Source organism: Streptomyces sp. NPDC046887 (assembly GCF_040644755.1).
Taxonomy (GTDB): domain Bacteria; phylum Actinomycetota; class Actinomycetes; order Streptomycetales; family Streptomycetaceae; genus Streptomyces; species Streptomyces lichenis.
On sequence record NZ_JBEYXH010000009.1, the window covers coordinates 171454 to 196638 of the forward strand.

Annotated in this window: 18 protein-coding genes; 7 read left to right on the forward strand and 11 right to left on the reverse strand. The window is 72.6% G+C overall.

Going from position 1 to position 25185, the window contains the following annotated elements; genetic code table 11:
- Positions 1–5 precede the first annotated feature (5 nt).
- Positions 6–467: an anthrone oxygenase family protein gene (locus tag ABZ945_RS12255; RefSeq protein WP_361267375.1), complete on the reverse strand. Its 462-nt coding sequence runs from the start codon at positions 465–467 to the stop codon at positions 6–8.
- A gap of 178 nt (positions 468–645) precedes the next feature.
- Complete coding sequence (locus ABZ945_RS12260) at positions 646–2235, reverse strand: von Willebrand factor type A domain-containing protein (RefSeq protein WP_361267377.1); 1590 nt, start codon at positions 2233–2235, stop codon at positions 646–648.
- Between the two features lie 471 nt (positions 2236–2706).
- On the opposite strand from ABZ945_RS12260, the gene ABZ945_RS12265 reads away from it, so the two are divergent.
- Positions 2707–3420 carry a DNA-binding response regulator gene (locus ABZ945_RS12265; protein WP_361267379.1) on the forward strand — a complete coding sequence of 238 codons (714 nt, stop codon included), beginning with the start codon at positions 2707–2709 and terminating at the stop codon, positions 3418–3420.
- Positions 3421–3458: 38 nt separating this feature from the next.
- On the opposite strand, the gene ABZ945_RS12270 is transcribed toward ABZ945_RS12265, so the two are convergent.
- Positions 3459–4271, reverse strand: coding sequence for an ABC transporter permease (locus ABZ945_RS12270; protein ID WP_361267478.1), 813 nt, complete (start codon positions 4269–4271; stop codon positions 3459–3461).
- Positions 4272–4456: 185 nt separating this feature from the next.
- The gene (locus tag ABZ945_RS12275; protein ID WP_361267381.1) at positions 4457–7441 is read right to left on the reverse strand and encodes an alpha/beta fold hydrolase; all 2985 of its coding nucleotides are present in this window, start codon (positions 7439–7441) and stop codon (positions 4457–4459) included.
- A 139-nt stretch (positions 7442–7580) separates the two neighbouring features.
- On the opposite strand from ABZ945_RS12275, the gene ABZ945_RS12280 reads away from it, so the two are divergent.
- Complete coding sequence (locus ABZ945_RS12280) at positions 7581–8006, forward strand: GNAT family N-acetyltransferase (RefSeq protein WP_361267383.1); 426 nt, start codon at positions 7581–7583, stop codon at positions 8004–8006.
- On the opposite strand, the gene ABZ945_RS12285 is transcribed toward ABZ945_RS12280, so the two are convergent.
- Positions 7928–8650, reverse strand: coding sequence for a DUF4291 domain-containing protein (locus ABZ945_RS12285; protein ID WP_361267385.1), 723 nt, complete (start codon positions 8648–8650; stop codon positions 7928–7930). The genes ABZ945_RS12280 and ABZ945_RS12285 overlap by 79 nt on opposite strands.
- Before the next feature lie 146 nt (positions 8651–8796).
- Between ABZ945_RS12285 and ABZ945_RS12290 the strand changes: the two genes are divergently transcribed.
- Positions 8797–9183, forward strand: coding sequence for a hypothetical protein (locus tag ABZ945_RS12290; RefSeq protein ID WP_361267387.1), 387 nt, complete (start codon positions 8797–8799; stop codon positions 9181–9183).
- Between the two features lie 15 nt (positions 9184–9198).
- A complete protein-coding gene (locus tag ABZ945_RS12295; RefSeq protein WP_361267389.1) occupies positions 9199–12642 on the forward strand; it encodes a hypothetical protein in 3444 nt (1147 codons plus the stop codon).
- Positions 12643–12686: 44 nt separating this feature from the next.
- Here ABZ945_RS12295 and ABZ945_RS12300 read toward each other — a convergent pair whose 3' ends face one another.
- From ABZ945_RS12300 to iolC, 4 genes are all read right to left on the reverse strand, one after another.
- Positions 12687–14189 carry a CoA-acylating methylmalonate-semialdehyde dehydrogenase gene (locus ABZ945_RS12300; protein WP_361267391.1) on the reverse strand — a complete coding sequence of 501 codons (1503 nt, stop codon included), beginning with the start codon at positions 14187–14189 and terminating at the stop codon, positions 12687–12689.
- A 71-nt stretch (positions 14190–14260) separates the two neighbouring features.
- Positions 14261–16165, reverse strand: a complete 1905-nt coding sequence (gene iolD, locus ABZ945_RS12305; protein ID WP_361267393.1) for a 3D-(3,5/4)-trihydroxycyclohexane-1,2-dione acylhydrolase (decyclizing) — start codon at positions 16163–16165, stop codon at positions 14261–14263.
- Positions 16162–17055, reverse strand: coding sequence for a 5-deoxy-glucuronate isomerase (gene iolB / locus ABZ945_RS12310; protein ID WP_361267395.1), 894 nt, complete (start codon positions 17053–17055; stop codon positions 16162–16164). Before iolB ends, iolD begins: the two co-directional genes overlap by 4 nt.
- Positions 17056–17112: 57 nt before the next feature.
- A complete protein-coding gene (gene iolC / locus ABZ945_RS12315) occupies positions 17113–18117 on the reverse strand; it encodes a 5-dehydro-2-deoxygluconokinase (protein WP_361267397.1) in 1005 nt (334 codons plus the stop codon).
- A gap of 182 nt (positions 18118–18299) precedes the next feature.
- Here iolC and ABZ945_RS12320 point away from each other — a divergent pair, with 182 nt between their 5' ends.
- The 3 genes from ABZ945_RS12320 (at position 18300) to ABZ945_RS12330 (ending at position 20446) form a co-directional block, all read left to right on the forward strand.
- The gene (locus tag ABZ945_RS12320; RefSeq protein WP_361267399.1) at positions 18300–19277 is read left to right on the forward strand and encodes a sugar phosphate isomerase/epimerase; all 978 of its coding nucleotides are present in this window, start codon (positions 18300–18302) and stop codon (positions 19275–19277) included.
- A gap of 279 nt (positions 19278–19556) precedes the next feature.
- A complete protein-coding gene (locus ABZ945_RS12325) occupies positions 19557–19754 on the forward strand; it encodes a MerR family transcriptional regulator (protein ID WP_248631721.1) in 198 nt (65 codons plus the stop codon).
- 368 nt (positions 19755–20122) lie between these two features.
- Complete coding sequence (locus tag ABZ945_RS12330; RefSeq protein WP_361267402.1) at positions 20123–20446, forward strand: heavy-metal-associated domain-containing protein; 324 nt, start codon at positions 20123–20125, stop codon at positions 20444–20446.
- Positions 20447–21235: 789 nt separating this feature from the next.
- On the opposite strand, the gene ABZ945_RS12335 is transcribed toward ABZ945_RS12330, so the two are convergent.
- Positions 21236–22525, reverse strand: coding sequence for a citrate synthase (locus ABZ945_RS12335; RefSeq protein WP_361267404.1), 1290 nt, complete (start codon positions 22523–22525; stop codon positions 21236–21238).
- A gap of 187 nt (positions 22526–22712) precedes the next feature.
- A complete protein-coding gene (locus ABZ945_RS12340) occupies positions 22713–25022 on the reverse strand; it encodes an ATP-dependent RecD-like DNA helicase (protein WP_361267406.1) in 2310 nt (769 codons plus the stop codon).
- Between the last annotated feature and the right edge of the window lie 163 nt (positions 25023–25185).

The following is a 25185-nucleotide window of genomic DNA, read 5'->3' on the forward strand; positions in this document are numbered from 1 at the left end:
GCCGGTCAGACCACCGCGGCTGCCACCAGCAGGGCGAAGGCGGCTGTGATCAGCAGCGTACGTATGCGGTGGAGGGTGTTCCACCGGGACTCGAACGCGGCCCGGGCCGGACCGGACGGGCTGCCGGACGCGGCGGCCAGGGCGTTGTTCAGCGGGACGTTCCCCGCGATGGTGACCAGGTGGTTGGCCACCGCGCCGACCAGCCCGGCGACCACCAGCCAGGTCTGACCCGCCGACCGCCCGTCCACCGGTATCGCGAGGGCGAGTGCCGGGAAGACCACCGCACCGGCGAACACGGCCAGGAAGACCGGCCGCGGCATGAACTCGTTGACCCGGCGCATGGCGGTGACGAACTGGTCGTCGTCCAGCCGGGCGAACGCGGGCATCACCCCGGTCTGGAAGATCAGCATGAAGCCCGCGTACAACCCGGTGGCGACGACGGCGAGTCCCAGCAGCAGATTCGGCATGTCCCAGATCATGGCAGCCGGCACTGACAACCGGCCGCCGAATTAAGTTCCCTCCGGACAGCGACCCGCGTTCCGGACCGCCGGATCCGCCCTGGGCGGTGAGGGTCGCCCAGGTGCGGGGCCCGCACAGGGCACCGACCGTCCCCCACAGACCCCGCCGGTCCTCATACCGGCCGCCTCACCCCCGCAGCCCGTTCGCCCGGCGGACGGAGTCCGCGAGTTCGGCGACCACCTTGGACTCGGTCGTGCGGGCCAGGCCGTCCGCCAGGTCGGCCAGTTCGCCCGGGCCGGGGGCGCCGGGGAGTTCGCCGCCGCGCAGCGAGTCGCCGAAGTAGCCCGCCGCCGCGGCGACCCGGAGGCCCGGCGTGGTCTCGGCGCTCCAGAGCGCGGGGGCGAGCGCCTTGGCGTCCAGCGCGCCGGACCGTTCGCGCGGGGCGCGTGTGGCGGGGTCGAGCCAGCGGACGGTGGCCTCGGCGAGCCGGCCCGTGTCGGCGCCGGGGCGGGTGCGGACCGCGTACAGGGCCGTGACCTGGTGGCCGGGGCCCACCTCGCCGCCGTCCACCCGATCGTCGCGGAAGTCCTCGTCGGCGACCTTACGGTTCTCGTACCCGACGAGGCGGAACTCCTCGACGCGGTCGGGGTCGAAGGCGACCTGTGCCTTGGCGTCCCTGGCCCGCAGCTCCACATGGGCCGGGAGCTGGTCGACGAAGACCTTGCGGGCCTGCTCCGGAGTGGAGACATAGGTGGTGTGGCCGTCGCCCCTGTCGGCGAGCTGCTCCATCAGCGCGTCGCCGTACTCGCTGCCGACGCCGACGCCGAAGAGGGTGATGCCGTACTCGCGCCGGTCGCCCGCGATGCGCTCCAGGATGGCCTGGGCGTCGGTCTCACCGGTGTTGGCGAGCGCGTCGGACAGCAACACGACCCGGTTGGTGGCTCCCGCGCGGTGGCCGGCCACGGCGGTGTCGTAGCCGGTGCGCACCCCGGCCGCGACATTGGTGGACGCGGAGACCTCCAGGCCGGATACGGTCTCCCGGACACGCCCGCGGTTGCCCTTCAGCGGGGTCATCGGCAGCCGGACCTCGGCCTGGTCGCTGAAGGTGACCAGGGCCACGGAGTCGTCGTCGCGCAGCTGGCCGGTGAGGACGCCGAGGGAATCCTTGACCAGGTCGAGCCGGCCCGGGTCGCCCATCGAGCCGGAGACATCGACGACGAAGGTCAGGGCGGCGGGCGGCCGGGGGCCCTGCCGGTCGGCGGTGCGGGTGGCCATCCCGACCCGTACGAGTGACCAGTTGCCGGCCTTGGTGCGGGCACCGTCCACGGTCACCGTGAAACCGGACCCCTCGGGCTGCGGGTAGTCCTGGCGGAAGCTGTTGACGAACTCCTCGGGGCGGACGGTTTCCCGGTCGGGCAGCCGGCCGTCGGCGAGGACGCGCCGCGCGTAGCCGTACGAGGCGGTGTCCACGTCCAGCGCGAAGGTGGACAGCATCCCGGCGGGCGGCGCCGGACGGAACCGCTCGCCCGCTCCGCCCTCACTGCCCTTGGCGGCTTCTCCGCCCTTGCCGTCCTGGGGCGCGTTCGGGGCGGGGGGCGCGTAGGCACCGGAGCTGCCTCCCCCGCTCTTCCGCGCGGCGCGGTCCGCGGTGCCGGTGCCGCCCTGCTCACCGGAGCAGCCGCCGAGCAGCAGGGCGGCGGCGAGCAGGGGGACGGCGGCGGCTCGCGGACGCCGCCGAGCCGGCGTGGGTGTCGTGGTGCGGTGGCGTGTCGTCATCCGGGTCCCCCGTCAGTGTGGTGTCCCCGGCCACCGGGCCGGGGTGCCGGTTCTGTCTGGGAGTGTGACGGTGGCGGTCGGCCGGCGGTGCCCGCGGACCGGTTTCGGAAGCGTCTCGATGCCGCAACGGACCGTCTACGGAAGAGCCTTGCGGGTGGGGCGGGGCGGCAGGACCGAGGTGGGAGGAGAGGTGCCGGAGGGGACGGGAATGGCGAGGACTAGCCAACCCTGAGCTGGCTCTTGTCACGGTGAGCTATCACATGAGTACATGGAGTTGTGTGAGTTCCAGCCGATGCCAAGGGGATGACGGGGGTGGTCATCATGGCCAACGTTCCGGGCGCCGTACTCGGCCGGACGGATAGAAGGAGTACGGACGGAAGGAGTACAGACGGAAGGGATACGGAAGGAAGGGATACGGAGGCGGTGGTGCGGGTGTTGCCGCTCCGGTCGCCTCGGCCGTCCGGGCAGCCCGTGCTCGGCACCAGGCAGATCTGCGCGGCGCTCGCCGCGCTCGCCGAGTCGGCCCGGCGCGAGCTGCTGACCTTCGACGATCCGGTGGCGTCCCCGGCGCGCTCGCTGCCGACGTCCTTCCTCCAGTTGGCGGGAGACTGCGCGCGTACGGCGGGTGAGCGGGTCCCGACGGTGCGCCGGGTCCTGCCCCGCCACGCGCGGGACGCGCTCACCGCCCTGTGCGGGCCCTCCGGCTCGGGGCCGCCGCCCGGTCAGGCCCGGCTCACGGACTCGATCCCGTTCAAGATGATCGTGGTGGACCGGACCGTGGCCGCCGTCCCCCTCGATCTCGAACTGCTCTACAACGGCATGCTGCTGATCCGCGACCCGGTGGTGGTGCACGCCCTGGTCCGGGCCCATCAGGCCTGGTGGGAGTCGGGTGAGGAGCTGCTGACACACCGGATCCCGCTGCCGGGAGCGCGGGCACCCGGGGCGGGGGCGGGGGTGGGAGGGGAGGCGGGGCGCGCGGCGGGGTCGGAAGCGGGGGCCATGCCGGAGCATCTGAGACCGGTGCTGGACGCGCTGCTGGCCGGCCTCACCGACGAGGCGGCCGCGGCCCGGCTGGGGATATCGGGCCGCACCTACACCCGCCGGGTGGGCGAGCTGTTCGCGGCCCTCGGCACCACCAGCCGGTTCCGGGCCGGAGCGGAGGCGATGCGCCGTGGCTGGCTCTGACGGTGCCCCTGGCCGCCCCCCGGGGAGAGGCCGACCGGTCAGGACACGATGTCCTTGCGGGCGAAGCCGCGGAAGGCCAGGGCGAAGAGGACCAGGGCGTACGTCACCGAGACCGCCGCTCCCTTGACCATCCCGCCCCACTCCAGTTGCGGCTGGAGGGCGTCCGCCCAGGCGAACTGCCAGTGCGCGGGCAGCAGTTCCCGCCAGTCGCCGAGGGCAGTGACCGCGTCCAGCACATTACCGATGATCGTCAGGCCCACCGCGCCGCCGACCGCGCCGAGCGGGGCGTCGGTCCGGGTCGACAGCCAGAAGGCGAGCCCCGCCGTGACCAGTTGGGAGACGAAGACGAACGCGACGATCAGCGCCAGCCGGGGCAGTGCCTCGCCCAGGGGCAGGGACCCGCCGGTGGGGATGCGCAACGGGCCCCAGCCGTAGGCGACCGAGCCCGCCGCGAGGGCGACGGCCGGCAGCAGCACCATCGCCGCCGCGCTGAAGCCCAGCCCCACCGCCAGTTTCGACCACAGCAGCCGGGACCGGGGCACCGGTGCGGCCAGCAGATAGCGCAGCGAGGACCAGTTCGCCTCGGAGGCGACCGTGTCACCGCAGAACAGCGCCACCGGGATCACCAGGAGGAAGCCGGCGGAGACGAAAAGGCAGGTCGCGGCGAAGTTGGCGCCCGACGCGGTGGCGGTGTCCATCAGGTTGATCCGGCGCCCGCCGCCCTCGCCACCCGGGTCGCCGCCGATGGCGAAGGCGGCGATCAGGACGAACGGCAGCGCGGTCAGGATGAGACCCATCACCAGGGTGCGGCGGCGCTTCAGCTGGCGCACGGCCTCCACCCGCAGCGGCAGGGTGCGGCCGGGGCGGTAGCCGGAGGCCGGCGGGGGCGGAGTGCCGGCCCCGGGGGGTGGGGTACCGGCTCCGGGGGGCGGAGTACCGGCTCCGGGGGACGACGGTGGCGGGGTGCCGGGCGCCGATGGTGCGGGGCCGCCGGGCGGCGGCGATGCGGGGCCGCCGGGGGGCGGGGTGACGGCGGTCATGCGGAGCCTCCTCCTCCGATCAGGGTGAGGAACGCGTCCTCCAGCCGGCGGTGCGGGCCGACTCCGGTCAACGGCACATCGAGGCGGACCAGTTCGGCGATGAGGGCGGCGGGGGTGGTGCCGCCGTCCAGCCGGACGAGCATTCCGCCCTCGGTGGGCACCGCCGAACCGATACCGGGCAGCGCGGCGACCTTGCCGGCCACCGCCTCGTCCACCTCACCGTCGGTGGTGACCAGCAGGGTGTCGCTGCCGCCGGTGATCTTGGCGACCGGTCCGGCCTGGACCAGGCGCCCCCGGTCCATGACCACCAGATGCGTACAGGACTGCTCGACCTCGGAGAGGAGGTGGCTGGAGACGATGACGGTCCGTCCACCGGCCGCGTACCGGATCATCACGTCCCGCATCTCGCGGATCTGCGGCGGGTCGAGCCCGTTGGTCGGCTCGTCCAGGATGAGCAGATCGGGCAGGCCCAGCATGGCCTGGGCGATGGCGAGGCGCTGCCGCATGCCCTGCGAGTACGTGCGCACCGCGCGGGCCAGGGCGTCACCGAGGCCGGCGATCTCCAGGGCCTCGTCCATCCGGGAGTCCTCGGCGGGGCGGCCGGTGGCCTGCCAGTACAGCTCCAGGTTCTCCCGCCCGGACAGATGCGGGAGGAAGCCGGCGCCCTCCACGAAGGCGCCCACCCGGGACAGCACCGGCGCGCCGGGCCGGATGGCGTGGCCGAACACCCGGATCTCCCCCGCGTCGGGGGTGATCAGACCCATCAGCATGCGCAGGGTCGTGGTCTTGCCGGCTCCGTTGGGCCCCAGCAGGCCCAGGACCTGGCCCTTTTCCACCCGGAAGGAGAGTTCGTGTACGGCGTAGCGCACATCGGTGGAGCCCGCGTAGCGCTTGGTCAGCCCGGTGATGGTCAGCGGTACGGCGGCCAGGGCCGGGTCGGGCGCGGGGGCGGCGGTACGGCGGCGGGCGGTCAGCAGCAGGAGGGCGGCGACCACCGCACCCCCGGCCGGCATGCCCCAGACCCACCAGGGCAGTACGGCGGCCTGGCCGCGTACACCGGGAGCGGTCGGCACCGAGAGCCCGCCACCGGCCAGGGTGACGATGTAGTTCGCGGGGGCGGCCGGAGAGGCGTAGCCGAGGTCGGTGGCGGCCAGCACCAGCCGCAGCCGGTGCCCGGCCTCGACCTCGTGGTCGATGGCGGGGAGGGTGAGCTCGACGGTCCTGGCCCGACCAGGGGCCTTGTCGGAGCCGGTCCCGGCCCTACCGGTCCCGGCCCTACCGGACGCGGCGGTGTCGGACGCGGCGGTGTCGGAGGCCGCGCTCGCCTTGCCGGTCGCGGCGGTGCCGGTCCTGCCGGATCCGGGGCCGGTCTTGCCCGACTCGGCGGTGCCCGAGCCCTCGATACGCACCGGGGTGACGAGTTGCGCGGGCAGCACCTGCTGCCGCCCGTCCGGGCCGACGTCGTACACCTTGCCGAACAGCACCGCGTCGCCGCCGTCGGAGCTGACCGAGACCCGGACGGTGGGCGAGCCGGTGATCCGCAGCGGCTCGCTCAGCGGGGCCGAGTCGAAGCGGGTGTGCTGGCCGGGGAAGTCGAGCGAGAGACCGCCCACGCCGAAGGAGGACAGCTGGGAGAGTCCGCCGCCGAGACCGGGCACCGAGGAGATGGCCGGCGGGGTGCCGCCCGCCGGATTGCGGAAGGGCACGGCCGGGCCGGTGAGCGGGATGTCCCGGGTCCCGTCGCGCAGTCCGGGATAGCGGTCCGCGGTGGCGCCGCGCAGCTGGGCCTGCCCGTCGGTGGAGTCGACACCACCGGTGCGGCTGGTCCGGAAGGCGGGCCCGGTGTCGGCCGCACCATCGCCCTTCAGATAGCGGTCGAACCAGTGGGTGATCCGCTGCTCGACCCGGGCGGTCTCGCGGTCGCCTCCGTCATGGCCGCCGACGGTCCAGTCGACGGCGACCGGGGCGCCGTTGGCGCGGATCGCCTTGGCCATCGCGTCGGCGTGCGAGAGCGGGAAGAGCGAGTCGGACTTGCCCTGCACGATGAGCGCGGGGACCTTGATCCGGTCGCCGACGGCGGACGGGCTGCGCGCTTTGAGCAGTCGCCGGGCGGCCGCGTCCGGGGTGCCGCTGACGGCGACCCGCTCGTACATCTCGCACAGGACGTCCTGGAAGCGCCCGCAGGCCGCCGGGGCGGCCGCGGCGGCAGCCGCGCGTGCCGCGGCCCGGCGGTTCGCTCCCTCGGAGCCGCCCGCGTCGTCTTGCGACTGCTCACCGGCGCCTGTGCCCTGCTGCTCGCCGGTGCCGGGACCCTGGTCCTCGGTGTCCGGGCGAGCCGGGGCGGCGGCCGAGGCCGTGGTGCCGGTGGAGAAGAAGATCCCCGCCCACAGCTTCTTGAAGACACCGTCGGGGAAGAGCGCGTCCGCCAGGTTCCAGTAGGTGATCTGCGGGGCGATGGCGTCCACCCGCGGGTCGTACCCGGCCGCCAGCAGCGAGATCGCCCCTCCGTAGGAGGAGCCCGACACCCCGACGCGCGGGTCCCCGGCCTTGTCGAGCCGCACCTCCGGGCGCTTCGCCAGCCAGTCCAGCAGCCGCGAGACGTCCTTGACCTCATAGGCGGGGTCGTTGAGGCCGATCCGCCCGGTCGAGCGGCCGAAGCCGCGCGCGGACCAGGTGAGCACGGCGTACCCCTCGCGGGCCAGCGCCTCGGCCTGCGCGCGCACGTCCTCCTTGCTGCCCCCGAAGCCATGGCCGAGCAGCACCGCGGGCCGACGGCCGTCCCCGTCCTCGCTCCCCTCCCCGTCTCCGTCCCCGGCGGTGAAGTAGGAGGTGTCGATCCTGGCCCCGTCCATCGCGAGCACCTGGTCCGCGCGGTGCACGGGCGGCGGGTCGTCCGAGGCGGCGGCGGTCCAGGTGCCGGTGCCCACGAGCACCGCGAGCACGCCGGTGACCGCGGCCCACCGCGGAAGTCGGATTCGCATGACCGTCAGCCTAGACGGGGTGCTCACCGGTCCCCGGCGGCGCCGGGCGGAATGCGGAGGCAGCCTCAGGTCGTACCCGCTACCGTCGCCGTACCGCGATCGCGGTATGCCGGAGAGCCGAAGGTGGGGACGACGGGGTATGGACATCCGCCGCGCGACGACGGTCGGCGAACTCCTCGCCGCCCAGCACCTCTACGACGGACCGGCCCGGCGGGAGTGGGCCGAGCGGTTCCTCGCCGCGCCCGGGCATCTGATGCTGATCGCCTATGTGGACGGCTTCCCGGCCGGGATGGTCTCCGGCGTCGAGATGCTGCACCCGGACAAGGGCACCGAGCTGTGCCTCTACGAGCTGTCGGTGGACGAGGCCCACCGGCGGCGGGGCATCGGGCGGGCGCTGACCCAGGCGCTGGCCACCGAGGCCCGGCGGCGGGGCTGCTACGACATGTGGGTCGGCGTGGACACCGGCAACGATCCCGCCCTGGCGACCTACCGCTCCACCGGGGCGGCGGACGACGGCGAGTTCGCCATGCTGACCTGGGACTTCGGCGACATCGATCCCGAGTAGCGGTCGGCGGCGAAATCCGTGGCGCCCGTGGTGAGGTGGTCGAGCAGGCCGTCGGCCACCGGGTACGGAGGCTCCTGCGGGAGCAGCCGGGCTGCGGCCTCCATCTCGCCGGCGCGGACGAGCTCATGGACCCGGTGGGCCAGCGGGGTCACATCCCTGATGGCGACGGTCCACTCGTCCGCGTACCGCCGGGACGCCTCGCCCGCCAGGCCGAGCTGGAGCGAACGGTGGGGCAGCGGCCCCAGTCGCAGGCTCCGCTCGGGGTCCCACTGCACCCGGGCCGGGGCCTCGCGCAGCCGCCGTTGCCACCCCGCGCGGTCGCCGTGCAGCGCCGGGACGTGGTGCGAGAGGCAGGCATGGCGCAGCGCCCACTCGAAGCCGTCCCGGCGGATGTCGACGGCCAGGACCGTCTCCTGGCCGGGCTTGGTGGCCCAGCCGCAGCGGTACATCATCCAGAGGAAGGAGGGCTTGATCCAGGTCATCCGGTCCCGCTTCCAGACCTCCGGGAACCGGCCGGTGCGGGCCGCCGGGGCGCCGATCTCCGGGCCGTACGCCTGGTAGACGGTGACGGTGTCCTCGGTGTGGGCCGCCCGGATGCGGAATCGGGGCTCGGGTTCGGAGTCGGTCGGGTGGTCGTGGTCCATGGCTCCATCCTTCGCGGAGCGCTCGGGCATCGGCCACCGATTTAGCCGGCCGTTGATTCGGGCGGTTGTGGCGTGGGAGTCCGTCGGCTAACCGCCCTCCGTACGCCCGTTGAACGTATCGTTGGCACCTCGGGCGGGTGCATTCCGTGGGGGTGGGAACCGTGGTCGGTGGCCGACGGGTCGTGCTGGCGGTGACAGGACTGGCGATCGGGGTGCTCGCGGGTGTGCTGGCCTTCCTGAGCTGGGAGCGGGCCGACCAGGTGGCCGGGGTGGTCTCCGCCTTCGTCAGTCTGGCCGCATTGGGGGCCAGTGTGTACGCGGTCCTGTCCGGGTCCGGGCAGTCCGCGTCCTCGTCCTCCGGCGTCCGGGTGTCGAGGACGGGGAAGGCCACGGCCTCCGGCGGTGGCACGGCCAACACGGGCGTCGTGACACCGTCGTCCGGTGAGGCAGGCGGCCCGGTGTCCGTCGAACGCACCGGAGACGCGGAGTCGGACGGGGGAAGTGCCAACACCGGCTTCCGGCAAGGGCCGTAGCGGAGCAGGCCATGGGTGGACGAGGAGCGGTACACGATGGTCGACGGTGGGCGGACCTCGGTCAGGTCGTCCGGCGGAGCGTCCGCCCACGGGCGGCTGTCGCTCGCCAACAGCGGGGTGATCAACGGCTCCGTGCACCTCGCGGAGCGGCGCGTCGCCATGTCGGGGTATCTGACCCAGGTCGAGGCGATCTCCGCCGCCGACTTCCGAGGACGTGAGAGCGAGCTCTCGGAGATGGCCGCCTTCTGCACGGCCGCCGATGGCACCGAGGTGTCGGCCGATCCGGGTGCGGGCTACTGGCGCTGGCTGGCTCCGGCCTGGACGGGGAAGTCGGCTCTGCTGGCCCATTTCGTGCTGCACCCGCCGCCCGGGACCGATCTGGTGGCGTTCTTCATCACCTCCCGGCTGGCACGGCAGAACGACGCGGCCGCCTTCTGCGAGGTGGTCCAGCGGCAGCTGTACGCGCTGCTGGACGAGGAGGAGCCGCTGACCACTCCGTACACCCGCGACGAGCAGCTGAGACTGGCCATGAACCGGGCGGCGGAGCTGTCCGCGTCCCGGGGGCGGCGGCTGGTGCTCGTGGTGGACGGCCTGGACGAGGACCGCGGGGTGACCCCGGGCCCGGACTGCCACGGCATCGCCGCGCTGCTGCCGCGGGTCCTTCCGCACGGCATGCGTGTGGTGGTGGCCGGTCGCCCGCACCCTCCTGTCCCCGGTGACGTGCCCGGGAACCACCCGCTGCGGACCAGGGAGATCGACCACTGGCTGGAGCGGTCGGAGCACGCCCAGGCCGCGCGCTGGGACGCGGAGCAGGACCTGCTCCGGGTGCTGGACGGGGACGGACTCGGGCGGGACCTGGTGGGGCTGACGGTGGCAGCCGGCGGTGGCCTCAGCGCACCTGATCTGGCGGAGTTGACGGGGAGCAGGCAGCGGCTGGTGGAGCGCGAGCTGTCCGCGGTCACCGGGCGCAGCTTCCGGCGGCGGACCGCGCACTGGGAGGCGGCAGGACCCGGGGTGTATCTACTGGCGCACGAGGAGATCCAGCGCAGTGCGGCGGAGCTGGTCACCGACGAGGAGTTGGCGGAGTACCGGTCACGTCTGCACCGGTGGGCGCGGCGCTACCAGGAGGCGGGCTGGCCGCCGGAGACGCCCGAGTACCTGCTGCGCGGTTACACCCAGGTGCTGCGCGAGGCCGGGGAGGTCGAGCGGCTGGTGGCACTGGTCTGCGACGCCGGGCGGCAGGAGCGGTTGTGGCAGGTCACCGGGGCGGATCTGGAGGCCCTGGGCGAGATCGCGGCGGTCTTCGATCAGTTGGTGGGTGGTTCGCACAGTGCTGACCAGGGTGTCGAAGCCGCCCTGCGGCTCGCGGATGCCCGGGATCAGCTCCATGCGCGAAGTGCCGGGCTTCCCCCCGAGCTGATCGCCCTGTGGGCACGGCTCGGGCACGTCGAGCGAGCGGTGAGCATGGCGCACTCGCGGCGGGAGCGCTACGACCGGGTGCGAGCCCTGAGTGCGATCGCCGGAGTGCTCGCCGCCGCCGGCGCACCGGATGAGGGCTTCGCGCTGGCCGAGGGCTTCGACCGCCCTGGCGAGGTGGACCGATTTATGGAGGCCATCTCCATCGGACTGGCGAAATCCGGTCGGCACGATCTGGCGATCCGGACGGCACGGCGGGTGCAGGACGCGGCGTCGAGGGCGCAGGCGCTCGTCGCCGCCGTCGAGGAACATGCGAAGACCTACCCGATCGACAAGGAGAAGGACACCACCGCTCCACCCGCCGTGTCCGGTGCCACGCCGCTGGCACCGGACACGGCAGAGATCGTCGCCACTGTCGAGGAAGCGCACGATCAGATCACGGCGGCAGTCTTCTACGCGGCTCTGGCTGCCGCGCGCTCCCGGCTGGGTGACGATCGTCAGGCACGGGAGTTGCTGGAACGCGAGGGCGCCGCCCATGCCTCGCTGACGACGGCCTTCCAGCAAGCACAAGCGCGGGCGCTGGCCGCTCGGCACCTGGCCACCGCACCACGACTCGCGGTTCAGGCGTCCGACGCGGCCTTGTTGTCGGCGAAGGCGGCACTGACGCTGGACGACCCCGTCGATATGCGGTGGGTCCTCCCCATTGTCGCCCGCGGCCTGGCGGCGACGGGCCACCTCGATCGGGCGAGATCGCTGGTCGACCGTCTTCTCGGTCAGGGGGTCGACGGTGACGAGGCGATGTCCCAGATCGGCGTGGCGATCGCGGAGACGGGCGACCTCGACACTGCGGTGGTAGTCGGCGAGGAGATCAGCAGTCCGATTCGGCGGATGCGGGTGATCAATGCCGTCGGCGCGGCGGCGGCCCGGTCCGGAGACGTCTCGCGGGTTCTCGCCCAGCATCAGCAGAGCCTGTCCGCGGTCCGGAATGTGAGCGGTCCGGGTTGGCCGACGCAATTGCTGGTCGAGACAGCCGACTTCCTCCACCAAGCCGACTGTGACGACCAAGCTCTGGCCGTCGTCGCGCTGGCCACCGACCTCGCGCGCGGCTGGTCCAACGGAGTCCGGCAAGGGAACCTGGTCGAGATCGTCAGAGTCGCAGAGCTACATGGGCAACCCGACGTGGCGCAGCGACTCGTCCAGAGTCTTCATCGGATGGCAGCGGAGTTCGGACCACACGAGATCGAGACGCTCACCGCCGTCGCACAGGGCATGTACCACGTCGGACGCCGCGAGGAGGCGGAAGGGTTACTCGACGAACTCGTTCCGCGGGTTTCCGAGCACATGGATGAGGACGAGCGCTTCGACGTCCTGGCAGACATAGCCGAGTTGCTTGGGGAGATGGGCAGTGCGGAGGCAGCTCGGGAAGTAGCTCGGGACATCCTCCGGCAGGCACACGTCCTCACCAGTTCATCGCGAAGGAGCTGGGCCCGCTCCTCAGCCGCCAGGGCGTTCCTCGCGGCCGGTGATGCGGAGACCGCCATGGAAGTCACCCGCACCCTGCCTGGTCACGAGGTATCCGAGATCCACTCCTACGCCGTGGACAGACTGGTCGGTCGGGGTGAGGGGGACAGCGCTCTGCGGATCGCCGAGGCGATCGATGACACCCGCCTACGCGAGCGCGCCCTCGCCACAGTCGCCCAGGGTTTCGCCGCCGCCGGTGACGTCGGGCGGGCCCGGCAGCTACTCGACCGGGTCAGTGCCTCCGACGTGCGGGAGGCGGCCGCGCCTGCGCTGGTCGGCGCCATCTCCCGGGCGGGGGCCTACGAGGAGGCGCGCCGTGCGGCGGACGCGGTCACCGACCCCGCTCGCCGGAGCAGGACGCTGGCGGCGCTCGCCCAGTCGCTCGGTGCCACCGCGCGGGGGCGGGCACTGCTCGTGGAGGCGCTGGCCCTCGGGCCGTGGGACAGGCTCGTCGCGGAGATCGCCGATGTGGTTCCGGAGCACCTGCCCTGGATGGCAGATCCGGTCTTGGGAGAGGAATAGGCCGAGCGGCCGGGAGCGGGGAACCACCCCCGGCCACCGGGGTCTCAGTGGTTGCGGGGGAAGCCGAGGTCGACGCCGGCCGGGGCGTCGGAGGGGTCGGGCCAGCGGGTGGTGACGACCTTGCCGCGGGTGTAGAAGTGCACGCCGTCGTTGCCGTAGATGTGGTGGTCGCCGAAGAGCGAGTCCTTCCAGCCGCCGAAGGAGTGGTAGCCCACCGGGACCGGAATCGGGACGTTCACGCCGACCATGCCGGCCTGGACCTCCAGCTGGAAGCGGCGGGCGGCGCCGCCGTCGCGGGTGAAGATCGCGGTGCCGTTGCCGAACGGCGAGCCGTTGATCAGGGCGACACCGTCCTCGTAGGTCTCGGCGCGCAGCACGCACAGCACCGGGCCGAAGATCTCGTCGCGGTAGGCGTCGGAGTCGGTGGAGACCTTGTCCAGCAGGGACAGGCCGATCCAGTGGCCGTCCTCGTGGCCGTCCACGGTGTAACCGGTGCCGTCGAGGACGACCTCGGCGCCCTGGGCGGCGGCGCCGGTGACATAGGAGGCGACCTTGTCGCGGTGGGCGGCGGTGATCAGCGGGCCCATCTCGGAGGCCGGGTCGTTGCCTGGGCCGATCTTGATCTTCTCGGCGCGTTCGCGGATCTTCGCCACCAGCTCGTCGCCGATCGCGCCGACCACGACGACCGCGGAGATCGCCATGCAGCGCTCACCGGCGGAGCCGTAGGCGGCGGAGACGGCCGCGTCGGCGGCGGCGTCCAGGTCGGCGTCGGGCAGCACCAGCATGTGGTTCTTGGCGCCGCCGAGGGCCTGCACCCGCTTGCCGTTGGCGGAGGCGGTGGTGTGGATGTACCGGGCGATCGGGGTGGAGCCGACGAAGGAGACGGCGGCCACGTCCGGGTGGGCGAGCAGGGCGTCCACCGCGGTCTTGCCGCCGTGGACGACGTTGAGGACGCCGTCCGGCAGACCCGCCTCGGAGGCCAGCTCGGCGAGCAGGTTGGCGGCCGAGGGGTCCTTCTCGCTCGGCTTGAGGACGAAGGTGTTGCCGCAGGCGACGGCCAGCGGGAACATCCACATCGGCACCATGGCCGGGAAGTTGAACGGGGTGATGCCGGCGACCACACCGAGCGGCTGGCGGATCGCGGCCACATCGACCCGGTTGGACACCTGGGTGGACAGCTCGCCCTTGAGCTGGACGGTGATCCCGCAGGCCAGCTCGACGATCTCCAGGCCGCGCGCCACCTCGCCCAGGGCGTCGGAGTGCACCTTGCCGTGCTCGGCGGTGATCAGCGCGGCGATGTCGTCCCGGCGGGCGTCCAGCAGCGCCCGGTAACGGAAGAGGACGGCGGTCCGCTGCGCCAGCGAGGAGGTGCCCCAGGTGGCGTACGCGTCCTTGGCCGCCGCGACGGCCGCGCCGACCTCGTCGGTGTCCGCCAGCGCGACCCGGGTGGTCACGACCCCGGTCGCCGGGTCGGTCACCGGGCCCCACTCCCCCGACGTCCCCTCGACGGTCTTGCCCCCGATGTAGTGGTGGACGGTCTTCGTCATGTCGATCGTGCTCCTCTGCAGGGACTGCGCTCACGGGGCCGGGCGGACGGGGTGTGTCGGGGTCTGGGGATTCACAGGTGGCGGCGGCGGAGCGCCGCGTTCCGGTCGTACTCGGCACGGGCCCGGACCGCGGACGTGCGGGACGCCACCTCGGCCACGGGCACATCCCACCATGCCCCGCCGGTGGGCGGGGGCGACACTGTGTCTGCCGTTTCGGTCTCCGTGTAGACACATGTGGGAACGTCGGCGGCGCGGGCCTCGGCGAGGGCTTCCCGCAGGTCATCGAGGGTGCGGGCGCGCAGGACCCGCATCCCGAGGGAGGCGGCGTTGGCGGCCAGGTCGACCGGGAGCGGCGCCCCGGTGTACGTACCGTCGGCCGCCCGGTGGCGGTAGGCGGTGCCGAAGCGCTCGGCGCCGACCGCGTCGGAGAGGCCGCCGATGGAGGCGTACCCGTGGTTCTGGAGGATGACGACCTTGATGGGGATCCGCTCCTGGACGGCGGTGACCAGCTCGGTGGGGTTCATCAGGTACGTGCCGTCGCCGACCAGCGCCCAGACCGGGCGGCCGGGCGCGGCGAGCGCGGTGCCGAGGGCGGCGGGGATCTCGTAGCCCATGCAGGAGTAGCCGTACTCCACGTGGTACTGGTCGGTGGAGCGGGGCCGCCAGAGCCGGTGCAGGTCGCCGGGGAGCGAACCGGCCGCGTTGATGAGGATGTCCTCGCCGGTGACGATCGCGTCGAGTGCGCCGAGGACCTGGATTTGGGTGGGACGGCCGGTGGGGGGCTGGGTGGGGGCGTACGCGGCGGTGACCTGGTCCTCCCAGCGGTCGCGGTCGGTGCGGTAGCCGTCGGCGTACGCCGGGGGGACCCGGTGGCCGTGGAGCGCGTCCCGCAGGGCGCGCAGGCCCTCCCGGGCGTCGGCGACGAGGGGGTGCGCGGCCAGCTTGTGGGCGTCGAAGCCGGTGATGTTGAGGTTGACGAAGCGGACGCCCGGGTGGGCGAAGAGGGTGCCGGAGGCGGTGGTGAAGTCGGTGTAGCGGGTGCCCACACCGATGATCAGGTCGGCCTCGCGGGCGAGCGCGTTGGCGGGGGCGGTCCCGGTGTGCCCGACGCCGCCCACGTTCGCCGGATGGTCGTGGCGCAGGGTGCCCTTGCCGGCCTGGGTGCAGGCGACCGGGATGCCGGTGGCCTCGGCAAGGGCGGCGAGTTCCGGTTCGGCCGCGCTGTGCCGGACGCCGCCCCCGGCGATCAGCAGCGGGCGCCGGGAGGCCCGTACCGCCGCCGCGGCCGCGTCGAGTTCGGCGGTGTCGGGGCGGGGGCGGCGTACCCGCCAGGTCCGCTCGGCGAAGAACTCCGCCGGCCAGTCGTACGCCTCGGCCTGTACGTCCTGCGGCAGGGCCAGGGTGACGGCGCCGGTGGCGGCCGGGTCGGTGAGCACCCGCATCGCGGCGAGCGCGGCCGGGATCAGGGCCTCGGGGCGGGTCACCCGGTCGAAGTACGCGGAGACCGGGCGCAGGGTGTCGTTGACGGAGACGTCCCCGGCGTACGGGACTTCGAGCTGCTGGAGCACCGGATCGGCGGGGCGGGTGGCGAAGGTGTCGCCGGGCAGGAGGAGGACCGGCAGCCGGTTGACGGTGGCGAGCGCGGCGCCGGTGACCAGGTTGGTGGCCCCGGGGCCGATGGAGGTGGTCACGGCATGCGCGGCGAGGCGGCCGGACTGCCGGGCGAAGCCCACGGCGGCGTGCACCATGGACTGCTCGTTGCGCCCCTGGAGGAACGGCATCCGGTCGGCGTACTCGACCAGGGCCTGGCCGAGGCCGGCGACATTGCCGTGGCCGAAGATCCCCCAGGTGGCGGCGATCAAACGCTGCCGCCGCCCGTCGCGCTCGGTGTACTGGCGGGCCAGGAAGGCGACGAGCGCCTGGGCGGTGGTGAGCCGCCTTCCTTTTCCCGCCATACCGCCGCTACCGCCGCTCATCGGTATCCCTCCTCGCGGTGGTCGGGGTGGAAGGTGATCTTCCAGTCTCGATCGGCGCCGGAGCCGGGGCCGGCCATGACGTTGAGGTAGTAGAGCGGATGCTCGGGCGGGGCGATGGCGGGCCCGTGCCAGCCGTCCGGGACCAGGACCGCGTCGCCGGAGCGCACCTCGGTGAGCAGCTCGGCGCCCCCGGGCCGGGACGGGGAGATCCGCTGGTAGCCGGCACGGCCGCGCTCGGTCTCGAAGTAGTAGATCTCCTCCAGCCGCGCCTCGCGCCCCGGTACGTCCTCGTCGTGCTTGTGCGGCGGGTAGGAGGACCAGTGCCCGGCGGGGGTGATCACCTCCACGGCGATCAGCCGGTCGCAGTCGAAGGTTCCGGCGGCCGCGAAGTTGCGCACCTCGCGGGCGCAGACCCCGCTGCCCCGCGCCTCGACCGGGACCTCGGAGGCGGAGCCGTAGCGGGCGGGGAGCCGGCGCTCGCACCTCGCTCCGGCCAGGGCGAAGCGGCCCCCCGCGCCGGAGGCGATCTGGGCATGGGCGTCTCGCGGCAGATAGGCGAAGTCACTGGCCTCGGCGAACACGCTCTTCCGGCCCTGGAGCTCGATGATCTCGCCCGCCAGGTGGACGGTGCATCCTCCGGTGAGCGGCAGCAGGATCCACTCGCTGCCCCCGGTGGCCAGCGGGTGCAGGCCGCCGGGCGGCAGTTCGAGGACCCGGAGGGAGGAGTAGCTCCAGCCCGCGCCCGCCGGGTCCACGCTGAGGGCGTACGGCTCCTCGGCGGCCCCGCCGGCCGGCAGATACAGCCGCGACCGGTTTCCGTCGCCGGTGTCCTGGCCTGGGGAGATGGTGGTGGGGCGGCCGCCCCGTGCTTCGGTGCTCGGATGGTCCATGGCCGTCCCCTACCCCGTTCGGAAGCCTCCGGCCCAAGCCAAGCCCGCCCCGGCGCCCTATCCCCCGCCCTTCTCCCCGCCCTTCTCCAGCAGCGCGTCGATCTCCTCCGGGCGCGGCATGGCGGACGAGCAGGCGAGCCGGGAGGCGACCAGCGCGCCCGCGCCGCCGGCGTACCGCAGCACCCGCTCCAGTTCCCAGCCGGCCAGCAGCCCATGGCAGAGCGCCCCGCCGAAGGCGTCGCCCGCACCCAGGCCGTTGACCACCTCGACCGGGACGGGCGGCACCTCGGCGATCCGCCCGTCGGCGGCCATCGCGAGCACGCCTTCGGGCCCCTGCTTGACCACCGCCAGTTCGACCCCGGCGGCGAGCAGGGCGCGGGCCGCGGCGTACGGCTCGCGCTCTCCGGTGGCGACCTCGCACTCCTCCCGGTTGCCCACGGCCACGGTGGCGTGCCGCAGCGCCTCCCGGTACAGCGGCCGGGCGCTCTCCCGGTCGGGCCAGAACATCGGCCGCCAGTCGAGGTCGAAGACGGTCACCGGCCGCCGGGAGCGGTGCGCGAGCGCGGTGAGCGTGGCCGTACGGCTCGGCTTCTCCGACAGCCCGGTGCCGGTCACCCAGAAGACCCGGGCGGCGGCGATGGCGGGCAGGTCCAGTTCCTCCGGACGGATCTCCAGGTCGGGCGCCTTGGGGCGGCGGTAGAAGTAGAGCGGGAAGTCGTCGGGCGGGAACATCTCGCAGAAGGTGAGGGGCGTCTGGTACGCGGCGACGGGCGTCACCCACCGGTCGTCCACCCCGAACGCCCGCAGCTCCTCGTGGAGGTACGCCCCGAAGGGGTCGTCGCCCGTCCGCGACACCAGCGCCGTACGGCGGCCGAGCCGCGCGGCGGCGACCGCGACATTGGCCGCCGACCCGCCGAGGAACCGCCCGAAGGTCTCCACCTCCGCCAGCGGGACGCCGGTTTGGAGCGGGTACAGGTCGACGCCCAGCCGTCCCATGACGACGAGGTCGTACGCCTCCGCGCCCCCTTCGCCCCCGTGCGGGGCTTCCCGCCGCTCCTCCATCTGTGCCCCTTCACCTCGTCGTGGCCGGGCGTCCGTGCACCCCGCTCCCCGTGGCGGTGATCCGTACCCGGCGTCCGCCCCGCCATGTGGCGGTACGCCCGTCCCACCTGTCCGTCCGTACGGTTCCCCGTCCGCGCGGGTGTCCTTGACGGTCTGTCCGGGGCGTGGTCAAGCTGGCCCGCATGACGCCGTCGCCGCAGCCGCCGCCACTGCCGCCGTCCCACCGGTCGAGTCCGGAACTCCCCGGCCCCGGTCCTGGGGCGGGCGCGCTCTCCCGTATCCGGGTCGGCTCGGCGCCCGACTCCTGGGGGGTGTGGTTCGCCGACGATCCCCGCCAGGTGGACTGGCGGCGGTTCCTGGACGAGGTGGCGCGGGCCGGTTACGAGTGGATCGAGCTCGGCCCGTACGGCTATCTGCCCACCGATCCGGACCGGCTCGCCGAGGAGACCGGACGCCGCGGGCTGAAGGTGTCCGCGGGCACCGTCTTCACCGGGCTGCACCACGGTGCGGCGGTCTGGGAGCGGACCTGGGCGCATGTCGCCGACAACGCCGCACTGGCCCAGGCCATGGGCGCGCGGCACCTGGTGGTCATCCCGGCGTTCTGGCGGGACGACCGCACCGGCGCGGTACGGGAGGACCGCGAGCTGACCGCAGAGCAGTGGCGGGACCTGACCCGGCTGACCGAACGGCTCGGGCGCGCGGTGCAGGATCGTTTCGGGCTGCGGATCGTCGTCCATCCGCACGCGGACACCCATATCGACGGCGAGGAGAACGTGGCCCGGTTCCTCGACGCCACCGATCCCGAGCTGGTCGCGCTCTGCCTGGACACCGGCCACTACGCGTACTGCGGCGGCGACAGCGTCAAACTGATCGAGACCTACGGGGAGCGGATCGGCTACCTGCATCTGAAGCAGGTGGACCCGGAGATCCTCGCGGGGGTGGTGGCGGAGGGCACGCCGTTCGGACCCGCCGTCGCGCGCGGCGTGATGTGCGAGCCGCCCTCCGGGGTGCCCGCGCTCGAACCGGTGCTGGCCGCGGCCCAGGCGCTGGACGTGGACCTGTTCGCCATCGTGGAGCAGGACATGTACCCGTGCCCGCCGGACCGCCCGTACCCGATCGCCGAGCGGACCCGCCGCTTCCTGCGTTCCTGCGGCGCCTGAGCCCGCCCCGCAGCCCGGACGACTGCCGGGTATGCATAAGTGGCGGACCGTTTCTGCACGTCAGAGGCGTGTATCCGCACCAGATAGGTCACCGGAGTCACCTCACGGTCACACATGTCTCCATTACGCGGGTCTTCCGTCACAGGCGCGCGACGGACACCCATGCCCTTCACTCTCCGTCGTTCTCCGGGCACAGGCTCAGTGATCGTCAGCACCGCCGCGGCTCCCCCGACGGCCCTCCCGGGCCGCCTCCGCGGCGCCCGCGAGGAGGTGCCTCAGATGACGGACAGAAGGCTCTGGTCGTACAAGGAGATCGCCGCGCACATCCGGGTGCAGCCGGACACCGTCCGGTCGTATCGCAAGCACGGGCTGCTCCCGCCGCCCGACCACCAGGAGGGAGGCAAGCCGTACTGGTACGCGGACACCATCCGTACCTGGGTGGCCAACCGCCCCGGCAACCGCGGACGCAAGACCTGACCGGCCCGACCGAACCGGCGCGACCGCCGCGACCACCGGATTCCGGCCGCACCGGACGCATCGGCCGCATCGGCCGAACCGGTGAACGCGACCGGCCCGACGGAACCGGCGAACCGACCGGACCGACAGAACTGACGGAACTGACCGAACTGACGGAACCGAGACGGAACTGACGGACCTCATCCGATGAACCACCGGCCCCGTACCTCCGCGGTACGGGGCCGGTCCCGTGCGCGCCGCACACCACTCCGGCGCACGAGATACCCGACTGGCTCTGATACCCCCTAGGGGTATAAAGTGGCGCCAGTGCAGAGCGCGGGGTCGCAACTACGCCCCCGACGCCATCGACGTACGACGAGGAGAACGCCATGACCGCGGCCGACGCCAAGACCGAACTCCCCCAGGCCACCGGCTCCTGCTGCTCGCCGAGCGGCTCCTGCCACGACGGCGCGGCGGCCGAGACCGGCCGATCGGCCGGGGTGACCACCGTCTACCAGGTCACCGGAATGACCTGCGGCCACTGCGAGGGCGCGGTGAGCGAGGAGCTCTCCGCACTGCCGGGCGTCACCTCGGTCACCGCCGTCGCCGCGACCGGCCAGGTCACCGTGGTCTCGGAGGCGGCGCTGGACGAGGCCGCGGTGCGCGAGGCGGTGGACGAGGCCGGGTACGAGCTGGCGGGCCTGGCCTCCTGACCCGGGGCATGATCCGGGATCCGGGGCACGATCCGGGATCCCCACCCGGGGGCCCGGCCCCTACCCCTTGCGCGCGCCGACACGCCGCCGCACACTCCCCGTAGACCGGCCGTGCCACCACACCTCCACGACCGGCGGCCGAAGACTTCCGGCCACGGGGAGCCGACACCCGGCGCCCCGCCCCGCCCCTTCCTCAGGCGGCACCCGGTCACCACCGGCAACGCCGATCACCCCGGCAGCCCTGGTAGCCGGCCGCCCGGTCACGGTGGGTCCCCAGGTGACTGCGGATGCGTGATTTCACCTTCACGTGACTCACAAGTCCTTCACAAGGAGACCTAGATCACAGATATTGGGGGGTAACCATTCGGTCGGCTCGCGAGTCTGAATGGTTGATGCCAGAACGTCTTGGGGGACGTTCATGGGATGTCTTGGGGGACGTCCCTAAATGGCAAGCGTTGGCCGGGGCACGTGCACCGGGGAGCTTTGAGCGGCCCTCCCGTACGTACGTACCCCGGCAGATCGCACCGCGAGCCTCTGCTGTAATCCGGCAGACGCCCGGACCCGGATCCCGTGGGGGGAATCCGCTCCGGGGATATGGGAAGCGCCCCGCTCGCCGACCCGTGGGGGGATCGGCGGCGGGGCGCTTCTGCACGCTGTGCCTTCGCGCGGAGGGAGCCGGACCGGCTCAGCGCTCCGGACTCAGCCCACCCGGACTCAGCCCACCCGGACTCAGCCCACCCGGACTCAGCCCACCCGGACTCAGCCCACCCGGACTCAGCGCTCCTGGTCTCAGCGCTCCTCGACCGGGACGAAGTCGCGCAGGACCTCGCCGGTGTAGATCTGGCGCGGGCGGCCGATACGGGAGCCCGGCTCCTTGATCATCTCGTGCCACTGGGCGATCCAGCCCGGCAGCCGGCCGAGGGCGAACAGGACCGTGAACATCTCGGTCGGGAAGCCCATGGCCCGGTAGATCAGGCCGGTGTAGAAGTCGACGTTCGGGTAGAGGTTGCGCGAGACGAAGTAGTCGTCGGCGAGCGCGTGCTCCTCCAGCTTGAGCGCGATGTCCAGCAGCTCGTCGGACTTGCCGAGGGCCGAGAGGACGTCGTGGGCGGCCGCCTTGATGATCTTCGCCCGGGGGTCGAAGTTCTTGTAGACGCGGTGGCCGAAGCCCATCAGCCGGACGCCGTCCTCCTTGTTCTTCACCTTGCGGATGAAGGAGTCCACGTCGCCGCCGGAGGCCTGGATGCCCTGGAGCATCTCCAGCACCGACTGGTTGGCGCCACCGTGCAGGGGGCCCCACAGCGCGGAGATGCCGGCCGAGATCGAGGCGAACATGTTCGCCTGCGAGGAGCCGACCAGGCGCACGGTGGAGGTGGAGCAGTTCTGCTCGTGGTCCGCGTGCAGGATCAGCAGCTTGTCGAGGGCCGCGACCACGACCGGGTCGAGGTCGTACTCCTGGGCGGGGACCGAGAAGGTCATCCGCAGGAAGTTCTCCACATAGGAGAGGTCGTTGCGCGGGTAGACGAACGGGTGCCCGATCGACTTCTTGTACGCGTACGCCGCGATCGTCGGCAGCTTGGCGAGCAACCGGATCGTGGAGAGGTGACGCTGCTTCTCGTCGAACGGGTTGTGGCTGTCCTGGTAGAACGTGGACAGCGCGCTGACCACCGAGGACAGCATCGCCATCGGGTGGGCGTCGCGCGGGAAGCCGTCGAAGAACCGCTTGACGTCCTCGTGCAGCAGCGTGTGCTGGGTGATCTCGTTCTTGAAGCCGGCCAGCTCGTCGACCTGCGGCAGCTCGCCGTTGATCAGCAGGTACGCCACCTCAAGGAAGGTGGAGCGCTCGGCGAGCTGCTCGATGGGGTAGCCGCGGTAGCGCAGGATGCCCTGCTCGCCGTCCAGATAGGTGACCGCGGATTTGTAGGCGGCGGTGTTGCCGTAGCCGCTGTCCAGGGTCACCAGACCGGTCTGGGCGCGGAGCTTCCCGATGTCGAAGCCCTTGTCGCCTACGGTGCTCTCGACCACCGGGTAGGTGTACTCACCGTCCGCGTACCGCAGTACTACAGAGTTGTCGCTCACGTCATCCCTCACCGACGTAGTGCCTCTTCTTCGAGGTGCCCTGACTGTCTCTACCATCCCCCACTTGGCCCAGCAGAGTGCACTCGGGGTCGGCCTTTCGGCCTTTTGGCGGCACTCAGTGCCGTCAACCTGCTCATCCTGCCCCCTTCGCCCCGGTTGCGAAAGTCCCGCCGGGCCCTGGGGCCCCTCAGGTGATGTTTCCCACGAATGATCGATCATCACCGCTGCCGGAACCGGCCCGGCCGCCCGCCAGCCGGTGGTCCAGCGCGGTGTGGCGGCGGCCGGCCGACACCGTGCGCACCGCCTGCGCGATGGCCTTGCGCGAGCCGACCAGCACGACCAGCTTCCGGGCCCGGGTGACCGCCGTGTACAGCAGATTGCGCTGGAGCATCATCCACGCCCCGGTGGTCACCGGGATGACCACCGCCGGGTACTCGCTGCCCTGCGAGCGGTGGATGGTGACCGCGTAGGCGTGCGCCAGCTCGTCCAACTCGTCGAAGTCGTAGCCGACCTCCTCGTCCTCGTCGGTGAGCACGGTGAGCCGCTGCTCGACCTCGTCCAGGGCGGTGACCACGCCGACCGTGCCGTTGAAGACCCCGTTGGCGCCCTTGTCGTAGTTGTTGCGGATCTGGGTGACCTTGTCGCCGACCCGGAAGACCCGGCCGCCGAAGCGCTTCTCCGGCAGGTCGGGGCGGGCCGGGGTGATCGCCTGCTGGAGCAGCCCGTTGAGGGTGCCTGCCCCGGCCGGGCCCCGGTGCATGGGGGCGAGGACCTGCACGTCCCGGCGCGGGTCGAGGCCGAACTTCGCCGGTACGCGGCGGGCGGCGACGTCCACCGCCAGGCGCCCGGCCTCCTCCGTCTCGTCCGCCACGAAGAGGAAGAAGTCGTCCAGCCCCTGGGTGACCGGTTGCAGCCCCTCGTTGATCCGGTGGGCGTTGGTGACCACGCCGGACTGCTGGGCCTGGCGGAAGATCCGGGTCAGCCGCACCGAGGGGACCGGGCTGCCGGGGGCGAGCAGATCGCTCAGCACCTCCCCCGCCCCTACGCTCGGCAGCTGGTCCACGTCCCCGACCAGCAGCAGATGGGCGCCCATCCCCACCGCCTTGACCAGCTTGTTCGCCAGCAGCAGGTCCAGCATGGAGGCCTCGTCCACCACCACCAGGTCGGCGTCGAGCGGGCGGTCCCGGTCGTAGGCGGCGTCCCCGCCGGGCTTCAGCTCCAGCAGCCGGTGCACCGTGGACGCCTCGGCCCCGGTCAGCTCGGCCAGCCGCTTCGCGGCCCGCCCGGTGGGCGCGGCCAGCACCACCTTGGCGCCCTTGGCCCGGGCCAGCTCCACGATGGACCGGACCGTGAACGACTTGCCGCAGCCGGGGCCGCCGGTCAGCACGGCCACCTTCTCGGTCAGTGCCAGCCGTACCGCCTGCTCCTGCTCGGGCGCCAGCTCCGCCCCCGTACGGCTCGCCAGCCAGGTCAGCGCCCGCCCCCAGTCCACGTCCCGGAACCCGGGCATCCGGTCCTCGTCACTGCGCAGCAGCCTCCGCACCTGCCCCGCCAGCGACAACTCGGCCCGGTGGAACGGGATCAGGTACACCGCGGTGACCGGCTGCCCGTCCGCCCCCGGCACCTCCTCCCGTACGACCCCCTCCTCATCGCCCGCCAGCTCCCCCAGACACTCGATGACCAGCCCGGTGTCCACCTGGAGCATCTTCACCGCGTCCGAGATCAGCCGCTCCTCGGGCAGGAAGCAGTGCCCCTGGTCCGAGGACTGCGACAGCGCGTACTGGAGTCCCGCCTTGACCCGGTCCGGGCTGTCGTGCGGAATGCCCACCGCCTGCGCGATCCGGTCCGCCGTCAGGAAGCCGATGCCCCACACATCGGCGGCGAGGCGGTACGGCTGGTTCTTCACCACGCCGATCGAGCCGTCCCCGTACTTCTTGTAGATCCGCACCGCGATGGAGGTGGAGACCCCCACCCCCTGGAGGAAGACCATCACCTCCTTGATCGCCTTCTGCTCCTCCCAGGCCGCCCCGATCAGCTTGGTCCGCTTCGGCCCGAGCCCCGGCACCTCCACCAGCCGCCCGGGCTCCGTCTCGATCACGTCCAGGGTGTCCACCCCGAAGTGCTCGGTGATCCGGTCCGCGATCCGCGGCCCGATGCCCTTGATCAGCCCGGAGCCGAGATAGCGGCGGATGCCCTGGACGGTGGCCGGGAGCACGGTGGTGTAGTTCTCCACGGTGAACTGCCGCCCGTACTGCGGGTGCGACCCCCACCGCCCCTCCATCCGCAGCGACTCCCCCGGCTGCGCTCCGAGCAACGACCCGACCACCGTGAGCAGTTCACCCCCGCCGCGCCCGGTGTCCACGCGTGCGACGGTGTAGCCGTTCTCCTCGTTGGCGTAGGTGATCCGCTCCAGCACGCCCTCCACCACGGCGAGCCTGACGCCCTGCCCCGGGACGTCGGCCGGCCGCGTTGCCGGTGTGGACGATGACGACGACATGCCCCGACCGTATCGCCCGCCTCGGACACCGGGGCGGGGGTTGCCTCTCCGGTAGGCCGGGACGTGCATCCGAAAACCGGATGCCCACGTTGCTCGCGAAAACGTCGTTTGGCAGCATTTCCCGGGTGGTTGAGAACGGGGACGACGACATACGCCCGGCCAC

Coding starts and splice junctions, on each gene's coding strand:
- ABZ945_RS12255 (WP_361267375.1), bottom strand. CDS start 467: ATGCCGAATCTGCTGCTGGGACTCGCCGTCGTCGCCACCGGGTTGTAC.
- ABZ945_RS12330 (WP_361267402.1), top strand. CDS start 20,123: ATGACCGCGGCCGACGCCAAGACCGAACTCCCCCAGGCCACCGGCTCC.
- ABZ945_RS12275 (WP_361267381.1), bottom strand. CDS start 7,441: ATGCGAATCCGACTTCCGCGGTGGGCCGCGGTCACCGGCGTGCTCGCG.
- iolD (WP_361267393.1), bottom strand. CDS start 16,165: ATGAGCGGCGGTAGCGGCGGTATGGCGGGAAAAGGAAGGCGGCTCACC.
- ABZ945_RS12300 (WP_361267391.1), bottom strand. CDS start 14,189: ATGACGAAGACCGTCCACCACTACATCGGGGGCAAGACCGTCGAGGGG.
- ABZ945_RS12260 (WP_361267377.1), bottom strand. CDS start 2,235: ATGACGACACGCCACCGCACCACGACACCCACGCCGGCTCGGCGGCGT.
- ABZ945_RS12340 (WP_361267406.1), bottom strand. CDS start 25,022: ATGTCGTCGTCATCGTCCACACCGGCAACGCGGCCGGCCGACGTCCCG.
- ABZ945_RS12320 (WP_361267399.1), top strand. CDS start 18,300: ATGACGCCGTCGCCGCAGCCGCCGCCACTGCCGCCGTCCCACCGGTCG.
- iolC (WP_361267397.1), bottom strand. CDS start 18,117: ATGGAGGAGCGGCGGGAAGCCCCGCACGGGGGCGAAGGGGGCGCGGAG.
- ABZ945_RS12285 (WP_361267385.1), bottom strand. CDS start 8,650: ATGGACCACGACCACCCGACCGACTCCGAACCCGAGCCCCGATTCCGC.
- ABZ945_RS12280 (WP_361267383.1), top strand. CDS start 7,581: ATGGACATCCGCCGCGCGACGACGGTCGGCGAACTCCTCGCCGCCCAG.
- iolB (WP_361267395.1), bottom strand. CDS start 17,055: ATGGACCATCCGAGCACCGAAGCACGGGGCGGCCGCCCCACCACCATC.
- ABZ945_RS12325 (WP_248631721.1), top strand. CDS start 19,557: ATGACGGACAGAAGGCTCTGGTCGTACAAGGAGATCGCCGCGCACATC.